Origin of the sequence: Streptomyces carpinensis (assembly GCF_002154505.1) — a bacterium.
Taxonomy (GTDB): domain Bacteria; phylum Actinomycetota; class Actinomycetes; order Streptomycetales; family Streptomycetaceae; genus Streptomyces; species Streptomyces carpinensis.
In genome coordinates this window covers 76,580-84,401 of the sequence record NZ_MUBM01000085.1, presented here as the reverse complement: position 1 = coordinate 84,401, position 7,822 = coordinate 76,580, and the positions used below count along the sequence as shown (strand labels likewise).

The 7,822-nt window shown below is 70.9% G+C and carries 9 protein-coding genes; 4 read left to right on the top strand and 5 right to left on the bottom strand.

Features of this window, described 5'->3' with window-relative positions:
- On the top strand, positions 1 to 822 hold an 822-nt coding region (locus BZY54_RS12515), incomplete at its 5' end, for an L-threonylcarbamoyladenylate synthase (RefSeq protein WP_086725243.1).
- Positions 823 to 1,015: 193 nt separating this feature from the next.
- Here BZY54_RS12515 and BZY54_RS12510 read toward each other — a convergent pair.
- Positions 1,016 to 1,660: a carbonic anhydrase gene (locus BZY54_RS12510; protein WP_086725242.1), complete on the bottom strand. Its 645-nt coding sequence runs from the start codon at positions 1,658 to 1,660 to the stop codon at positions 1,016 to 1,018.
- 491 nt (positions 1,661 to 2,151) lie between these two features.
- Between BZY54_RS12510 and BZY54_RS12500 the strand changes: the two genes are divergently transcribed.
- The 3 genes from BZY54_RS12500 to BZY54_RS12495 all read left to right on the top strand — a co-directional run bounded on the left by BZY54_RS12500 (position 2,152) and on the right by BZY54_RS12495 (position 3,747).
- Positions 2,152 to 2,601, top strand: a complete 450-nt coding sequence (locus tag BZY54_RS12500; protein ID WP_086725240.1) for an SPW repeat protein — start codon at positions 2,152 to 2,154, stop codon at positions 2,599 to 2,601.
- Between the two features lie 205 nt (positions 2,602 to 2,806).
- Positions 2,807 to 2,956, top strand: coding sequence for a hypothetical protein (locus BZY54_RS50835; RefSeq protein WP_158103852.1), 150 nt, complete (start codon positions 2,807 to 2,809; stop codon positions 2,954 to 2,956).
- Between the two features lie 95 nt (positions 2,957 to 3,051).
- Complete coding sequence (locus BZY54_RS12495) at positions 3,052 to 3,747, top strand: nucleotide-binding protein (protein WP_341868683.1); 696 nt, start codon at positions 3,052 to 3,054, stop codon at positions 3,745 to 3,747.
- Between the two features lie 306 nt (positions 3,748 to 4,053).
- Here the strand turns inward: BZY54_RS12495 and BZY54_RS12490 are convergent, their stop codons facing one another.
- The 4 genes from BZY54_RS12490 to BZY54_RS12475 all read right to left on the bottom strand — a co-directional run bounded on the left by BZY54_RS12490 (position 4,054) and on the right by BZY54_RS12475 (position 7,589).
- Positions 4,054 to 4,812: an SDR family oxidoreductase gene (locus BZY54_RS12490; RefSeq protein ID WP_086725239.1), complete on the bottom strand. Its 759-nt coding sequence runs from the start codon at positions 4,810 to 4,812 to the stop codon at positions 4,054 to 4,056.
- Positions 4,813 to 4,861: 49 nt separating this feature from the next.
- Positions 4,862 to 5,548 carry an SDR family oxidoreductase gene (locus tag BZY54_RS12485; RefSeq protein WP_086725238.1) on the bottom strand — a complete coding sequence of 229 codons (687 nt, stop codon included), beginning with the start codon at positions 5,546 to 5,548 and terminating at the stop codon, positions 4,862 to 4,864.
- A gap of 308 nt (positions 5,549 to 5,856) precedes the next feature.
- Complete coding sequence (locus tag BZY54_RS12480; protein ID WP_086725237.1) at positions 5,857 to 6,918, bottom strand: sensor histidine kinase; 1,062 nt, start codon at positions 6,916 to 6,918, stop codon at positions 5,857 to 5,859.
- Complete coding sequence (locus BZY54_RS12475; protein WP_086725251.1) at positions 6,915 to 7,589, bottom strand: response regulator; 675 nt, start codon at positions 7,587 to 7,589, stop codon at positions 6,915 to 6,917. Before BZY54_RS12475 ends, BZY54_RS12480 begins: the two co-directional genes overlap by 4 nt.
- Positions 7,590 to 7,822: the final 233 nt, after the last annotated feature.

The following is a 7,822-nucleotide window of genomic DNA, read 5'->3' as shown; positions in this document are numbered from 1 at the left end:
CCCTCCCACCCGCTCATCGTTCACATCGCCGGCGCGGAGCACCTGGACGACTGGGTCGAGGACGTACCGGTGACAGCGCGTCTGCTGGCCGAACGCTTCTGGCCCGGGCCGCTCACGCTGGTCCTGCGGCGCGGTCGCCGGGTGCCGCTGGAAGCCACTGGTGGCCTGGAGACAGTGGCCGTGCGCGTGCCCGACCACCCCGTCGCACTCGCACTGCTGTCGGCCTTCGGCGGCGGTGTCACGGCCCCGTCCGCCAACCGCTTCGGCTCGGTCAGCCCCACCACGGCCGACCACGTCCGTGCGGAGCTCGGCGACGCCGTCGACTTCGTGCTGGACGGCGGCCCCTGCCAGGTCGGCGTCGAGTCGACCATCGTCGACGCCACGGGCGAGATCCCCAGCGTCCTTCGGCCCGGCGGGGTGACCCGCGAGGACCTCGAAGCGGTGCTGGGCCGCCCTCTCGCCGTCCACTCGACGAGCCACGTCCGGGTGCCGGGCCAGCATCCGTCCCACTACGCGCCGCGGGCGCGGGTCGTCCTGGTCGAGCCCGAGAAGGTCGTCGCCGAAGCGGAGCTCGCGCAGGAGCTGGGGCACCAGGTGGGTGTCTTTCTTCCCCCGGCCTTCGCCGACGCCCCGGTGAAGGCGCACGCCGTGGTGACCCTCCCAGCATCGATGGCGGCCTACGCGCGCGGGCTGTACGGCTTCCTGCGCGAGCTCGATGAGCACGGGTGCGACCTCATCATCGCGTCCTTGCCGGTGGAGGAGGGGCTGGGGCTCGCGATCGCCAACCGGCTCCGCCGCGCCGCGGGACCCCGGCCCTCTTGATGGACCAGCACCGACGCCGTTCCGTCCTCCTGCCGGAGTGCCCACCGGACGCGCATCCGGCAGGAGGACGGGAGGTCGTGCCCGACCTGGAGGCAGGGTTGCGACCAGGCCCGGCAGGGATCGCTGGTTCCCGGCGGATCACCGTGGGTGACAGGCCGCTGCGTGTCGGGGAGTGGAGGGCCGGCTGCGGTGGTCAGGGTGCAGGGCTGACGGCGATGTCGAGGCCGCGGGCCGCGACGAGTTGCGCGCTCCCGTCGGCGAGGCGGTAGCACAGGCCCACCACGGCGGCCTGGCCGGCGTTCACTCGCTCGGCGAGGATCCGGGAGCGGTCCAGCAGCAGATCGACGGTGGACCTCACGTGCTCGGCGAGGACCTCGTCGGCGTCGAGGTGTCCGGCGGCCCGGGCGGCGAGCACGCTGGGAGTGACGCGTTCGACGACGTCCCGGATGTATCCGGCGGGCGCCTTGCCGTCCTCCAGCGCCGCGCGCGCGGCGGCGATGGCGCCGCACGAGTCGTGGCCCAGGACCACCACGAGTGGGCAGTTCAGCACGTCCACCCCGTATTCGACGCTGCCCAGCACTTCGGCGCCGAGGATGTGGCCGGCAGTGCGGACCACGAACAGGTCGCCCAGGCCGCGGTCGAAGATGATCTCGGCGGCCAGCCGGGAGTCGGAGCAGCCGAAGAGCACCGCGAAGGGGTGCTGGACCGGGGCGGTCTCGGCGCGGCGGGCGGCGTCCTGGTTCGGATGCTCAGGGGCGCCCGCGGTGAAGCGTTGGTTACCGGCCAGCAGCAACTCAAAGGCTTCGCGGGGTGTCAGAGGCTGGGTCTCGGTAGTCATGGCCGGAAGCCTACGATCAACCACCAGCCGTCGCACGGCCCGGTCCCGCCCGTCGGGGCGCCGCCCGACGCCGACGGGTGCGTGGCCATCCCGAGACGGCGCGCGAGGCCTGCCTCGGCCTCCTTCCGCAGTGCGCCACGAAGCTGTCCGGCCCGATACGCCCGGATTGCAGCGCTCACCGGCTCCGCCCACTGGCCACCGCGGTCGACCGCCAGACCCTCATCCTCCACGCCCACACAAACGAGTACGCCCGCCTCGCGGACTTCGGCCATCCGGGGCCATTTCGTGGGCCTGCACCCTGGAGGACCGGATCGGCCCTCAGCCCGATCTTCGACGTCAGTCGAGACCGTCCAGCACCACGTGCCCCCCACACACCCGCTTTCAGTGACGCATCTCACACCACCAACTCACCGAATGCTGAATCAAGGGCCTAGATCTGGAGATGCGCATAAAAGGCACATAATCACCCCCAAAGAGGGGAGATGGCAGAAATGTCGTATCCGCAGCAGCACGCCACTGGTATGACTACGCACCCAGAGATGGCGGAGATGCGGGAGCGGCTGGAACGCACGGCTTCCAGCAGCAAGGTCGTCGCCATCGAAGGACTGATCCTCCTGGCGGGCCTGTACGCGGCGATCTCGCCGTGGGTCGTGCACTTCTCGGGACAGCCGAGCATCACGGTCAACAACCTGATCATCGGCATCGCTGTCGGCCTCATCGGGCTGGGCATGGCCCTCGCCCCGGAGCGAATGTTCCGCCTGGCGTGGGCGGTCGCGCCTCTCGGTATCTGGCTCGTGATCTCCCCATGGGTGGTCACCGCGACCCACGGCGCACGGGCGGGCATCATCTGGAACAACTGCTGGGTCGGCGGCGTCACAGCTCTGTTGGGACTGACCGCCATGGGCCTCACCATCGGCGTCACGCGGAAGCCGCTTCGATAGGACCGGGAACTGCCGTACGGTCCACGCGGCGGGTGTGATCGAGCAGGAGGTCAGGTCGGCGCCCTGGCCAGAGTTGTGGTCGCGTCGCGGGAAAGGGCGTCCTGTCGTCGGCACGCCCGACGCCCCGTGCGGGCGGGCGTGCCGTCGCGCATGCGAGGTGCGCGGCGAGGCGCGGCGGACGCGGCAGCCACGTGCTGCACGGGGCTTGGCCGGTCGGCCGCCCCCAGGACAGGCCGGCGCCGCGACCAAGAACCTGCCCGACGGCCGGCAGGACGACGGCGAGTACCTGGCCGTCGACACCACCGCACTGCCCGCCACGACCAGCACGGCCACGGTCACCATCACGGTGCGGTGACGTCGCCGGACGGCGACCGGCGGTCGGGCGGTCGGGCGGTCGGCGGTACCGGCGTTAGCCCGTGGGAATGATTCACCGGCTCCGCAGGGTGAACCGTGCATGGCGGCTACGCGCCGACGGAAGTCGTCGGCGCGGGGCCGTTAGCGTCGGCTCCTGTGCCCCTGAGCTATGCATTCGTGAACCTCAAACCGGGAGTGGGAAAGACGACCAGTGCCGTCTGGTTGGCCCACGCGCTGCACGCATCCGGCCTCACTCCGTTGCTCGTGGACTGTGACCCCGCGTCCTCCGCGCTGCGTTGGAGCGAACTGGCGGGCGGCTTCCCGTTCCCCGTGTTCGCCCTTCCGGTGGGCGACGTGCACCGGAGGGTGAACGACTTCCTCGACAACCGGCGGGCAGTGGTGTTCGACGCGCCTCAGCTGGAGGACCACGCCCACATCGCCCGGAGCATCATGAGATACGCGAGCGACTGGATCGTGCCCGTGACTCCGGCCCCGATCGAACTGGACCGCATGGCACCCATCGACCGGGAAATGGATGACGTGCAGTCACTGCGCGCCCGACCGGCCCGCGCCGCCGTCCTGCTGAACCGCACGAACCGGCCCGACGCCACGCGTACCGGTCCCGATGCCGACGCCCGCGAAGCCCTCACCGAGCGGGGCTTCGACGTCTTGTCCACGCACATTCCCCGACTCGACCTGTACGCCCAGTCGTTCGGCGGCCCCGTCGAGGTGAAGGGCACGGCGTACATGGATCTCGCCGAGGAGCTCGTCAACCGTCAGGACACGGTGTGAACCAGCGCAAGGACACCTATCGAGCCGCGCTCCAGCGCCGACCGGACGCCCCCACCCCGACTCCCAGTCCCGGTCCCGGTCCCGGTCCCGGTCCCGGTCCCGGTCCCACCACAGTCACTCCGTTGGCCACCCGCTACGTCAAGGTGGTCATCGAACTGGACCCCGACCTGCCACGCCACCTCACCCGATGGGTCGGACAACCCCTCAACGCACTCCTGCGGGCGGGAGAAGCGGTTCTACGACCCTTGAGACGCAACCCGTAGCCCCGGGTTCCGGCGGCCGGCGCCGAACACTCCTCCTCCCCTCTCAGCCGACGAGTTGCTGGCCGCCGTCGATGTCGTAAGTGGCGCCGGTGAGAGCCGTGTTGGTCATGATGTGAACTGCGAGCGCCGCGACGTCGGCCGGTTCGACGACGCGACCGATCGGCAGCGTGGCGCGCAGTTCCTCGCGACGAGCGTCGAGTCCGTCACCGAGAAGCCTGGCGGACAGCGGCGTGTCCACGAAGCCGGCGGCGATCAGGTTGACCCGAACCGGAGCGAGTTCGAGAGCGAGACTGGCCGTGAGTGCGGGCAGCGCGGCGGTGACCGCGGGCGCGATCCCGAGCCCGGCACGGATCCGCCGGGCGCCCGTGCCGCCCAGGAGAAGCAGGGTGCCGCCCGGCCGTACCCTTGCGTGGGCGTGGCGCGCGGCCTCGATCGCGGGCACCATGTGCTCGCTGATCGCCCGACGCGCCTGATCGGAGTCCATGTCCAGGATGCGCCCGTAGGACGGGTGCCCGGCCGTGACCATCACGTGGTCGACCGGCCTGGGCAGCTCCTCGAAGAACCGCCCCAGCTGCGCCGGGTCGTTGGCGTCGAAAGCGGCGGTACCGAGCGCCTCGACGTCCGTGGCCGCGGTGCGCAGCCGTTCGGGGTCCCGGCCGGTGAGAATCACCGCGGCGCCCTCGGCGCGGGCGTGCCCGGCGGTCGCCAGCCCGATGCCCGCGCTCCCGCCGATGACGATGAGGGTCTGTCCGAGCAGGGCCGGGGCACGGGGGTTGTGCGCCACCGATGACTCGGAACTCATGAATTCTCCTCCGCGGGCTCTCGCCGGCTGAGGGGCGGCCGGCGTCTGCTCACAGGTCGAGCGGTTGTGACAGGGCGTACTTGACCTGCCTGGTCCGCTCGTCGGCGAGGACTTCGACCCTGTCGTTCGCCAGGGCTTCCATGGTCTGCTCCGCGACGTCGGCCGCGCTGATCTTCGGAGCGTCCGTGAAGGAGCTGAGCTCGGTCTCCACGAAACTGGCGTGGACGCCGACGACCAGCGTGCCCTGCTCCCGCAGTGCTTCCCGCAGCGCGCCCGTCAATGACCACTGAGCTGCCTTGGAGGCGGCGTACCCCGGGTAGTCCGGCCGCGCCGCCCAGGAGGCGCTCGACAGCATGTTCACCAGTGCGCCGCCGCCATTGCGGGCCAGGACAGGGGCGAAGGCCCGGGAAACGGCCCAGGTGCCGAAGTAGTTGATCTCCATCGCCTGGCGGGCGCCGTCGAAGGAACCGGTCAGGAGCTCGGTGCTGAACCCTCCGACACCGGCGTTGTTGATCACGACGGTGACATCGTCCGCCGCACCGGCCGCCGCGGCGACCTGCTCGGGATCGGTGACGTCCAGACGCAGCGGAGTGAGGTCCTCGTCGCTCACACTCGCCGGATCGCGGACACCGGCGTAGACCTTGGCTGCTCCACGGTCCATCAACGCGCGGGCGAACGCGCGGCCGATGCCGCGATTGGCCCCCGTCACCAGGGCGATCGATCCTTCGATCTTCATCGCGCTTCCTTCCTGCCGGCGCGTGCCGCTCCCCGCAGGCGTCGAGGACGGGTGACGCTCCCGCGTCGGCTCACGGACTGTCGCGGCGTATCGCGCCGTGTGGGACGCACCGGTGCCTGTGCGCGACGGGCATTTTCCTCCACTGCCAGCCTGCACCGAATGCGGCTGCTTCGCATGCGGCAGCCTCGGCCATCCCACGCGTAGGACGGTGCTCCGGTGAACGACGGACGGAGACAGCCAGGCCACCCGCAGGGGGCACCATCCGGCGCGGCGGTGGCCGCAGCAGCACCAGCTGCGCCGCCGTCTCCTCATGACCCGGTTCGGCGAGGGCCGTGCCGGCTCACCGGAATGCGCAAGGTGACCGTGGTGCCCAGCCCGGGAACGCTGCGGATCTTCAGCTGAGCGTCGATGAGATCCGCACGCTCGTGCATGGCGGAGAGCCCCACACCCTGGAGTGCGGAGGCCGGGGGACTCGCCGCCCCGCGTGCGTCGCGACGCGCGAGGTCCGCGGGTTGCGGCATGCCGTGCCCGTCGTCGGTGACGGTCAGCGTCACCGAGTCGCGGTCGCTGTCCATGCTGACGGTGACCCGTGTGGGGTCGCCGTGCTTCACCGCGTTGGTCAGGGCCTCTTGCACGATCCTGTACACATGCGCCTGGGTGTCCGCAGGCAGCAGATCGCCGATGCCTCCGGTCTCGCGAGGCATCCGCAGATCGACACGGACGCCGAAGATGTCCGTGGTGCGTCGGCACAGTGCCTGCAGTGCCGGGTGCAGTCCCAACTCGTCCAGTGCGGCGGGGCGCAGGTCCACGATCAGATGCCGCAGCGAGGTGATCTGGTTGCCGATCAGACCGCGCGCCTGATCGATGGCACCGTGCATCGCCTCCGCCCGGCCGTCGGCGGCCGCGGCGGACAGCACCACCTGGACCGCGCCCAGTTCCTGGAGGGTGTCGTCGTGCAGCTCCCGGGCCCAGAGCCGGCGTTCCCGCTCCTGGCCGTCGTGACGCGCTCGGACCCGTTCCCGGTGCAGCAGCCGCCGGCGCTGCGTCGCGCTACGGCTGGTGGAGGCCGCCGAGGCCACCATCAGCAGCGGGAGCACATGCAGCGCGTTGAGCAGCGGCTGCTGGGTGATCCTGACCAGGCAGGCCACGGCGAACAGGAGCGCGAGGGCCGCCGCAACCGCCAGCCAGGTGCGCCGTTCCGACGGGCTGAGCTGCGCTGCCGCCAGATAGGGGGCTGCGGCCGCGAGGGACAGGGCGAGTTCCGGGCCCAGGGGCTGGTCGGTGATCTCCATGACGACCGTGCCGAGGAGCAGACAGGTCCCGGCTGCCTCGAGGGCGAGGCTCGCACTCGTCAGCGGCCGACCGTTCATGCCACCAGACCGCGTTCCCGGGCCGCGGCGATCAGTTCGGCCCGGGTGTCCTTGCCGAGCTTGTCACGGATACGGGCACGGTGGGTCTCCACGGTCCGCACGGACACGTACAGACGGTGAGCGATCTCGTCGTTGGTGTGCCCGAGCGCCAGCATTGACAGGACCTCCGTCTCGCGCTCGGTCAGGGGGTCGCGCTCCGCGGCATCGGGCGGGCCGGCCCCCTCGAGCGCCAGTCGGGCCCCGAGAGCGGGCTGGACGTAGGTCGCTCCGGAGGCCACCTGCCGGGCAGCGGCCAGCAGTTCCTCGGCTGCCGCCTCCTTGAGCAGATAGCCGGCCGCGCCGCTGCGCAGCGCAGCGCGGGCGAACGCCGGATCCTCCTGCATGGTGAGGACCAGGATCCGGGTGCGCGGAGATACGGCGAGCAGCTCCGGAATCGTCGGCAGACTCGACCGTCCCGCCATGGTCAGGTCCAGGACCAGCATGCCAGGACGGTGCTCGCGCACCGCATCCATGGTCTCGCTGATCGTGGAACTCTCGGCGACGATCTCCAACGCCGGGTCCTGACCCAGGAGCAGGCGCATGCCCGCTCTCACCACCAGGTGGTCGTCAGCAAGGACCACGGTGGTCTTCGGGGAGCTCGGCCGGTCGGCGGCGGGGCTGTGGGCGTCCATAGTTGCAACGGTAGGTCCGGCGCGCTCGCGGGGCAGGCCTTGGCGCCGTCGATGCGGAAAACCCGCAGCCGGATCGCGGCAGTGGTGCATCACGCCCCGAGGACGGGCCGCAAGGGGGTGCGTCACACACCGGACAGAAGGTACGGCCCGGCACCGATGCGCGACAGGCAGCGGTGGCGGATGCTCGTATGCAGTGACCAGTACTCCCATCTCGGTGATCAGGATGACTCACT

Bases quoted from the DNA above. Each gene is read 5' to 3' on its own strand.
- BZY54_RS12510 (WP_086725242.1), bottom strand. From the start codon at position 1,660: ATGACTACCGAGACCCAGCCTCTGACACCCCGCGAAGCCTTTGAGTTG.
- BZY54_RS12500 (WP_086725240.1), top strand. From the start codon at position 2,152: ATGTCGTATCCGCAGCAGCACGCCACTGGTATGACTACGCACCCAGAG.
- BZY54_RS12490 (WP_086725239.1), bottom strand. From the start codon at position 4,812: ATGAGTTCCGAGTCATCGGTGGCGCACAACCCCCGTGCCCCGGCCCTG.
- BZY54_RS12485 (WP_086725238.1), bottom strand. From the start codon at position 5,548: ATGAAGATCGAAGGATCGATCGCCCTGGTGACGGGGGCCAATCGCGGC.
- BZY54_RS12480 (WP_086725237.1), bottom strand. From the start codon at position 6,918: ATGAACGGTCGGCCGCTGACGAGTGCGAGCCTCGCCCTCGAGGCAGCC.
- BZY54_RS12475 (WP_086725251.1), bottom strand. From the start codon at position 7,589: ATGGACGCCCACAGCCCCGCCGCCGACCGGCCGAGCTCCCCGAAGACC.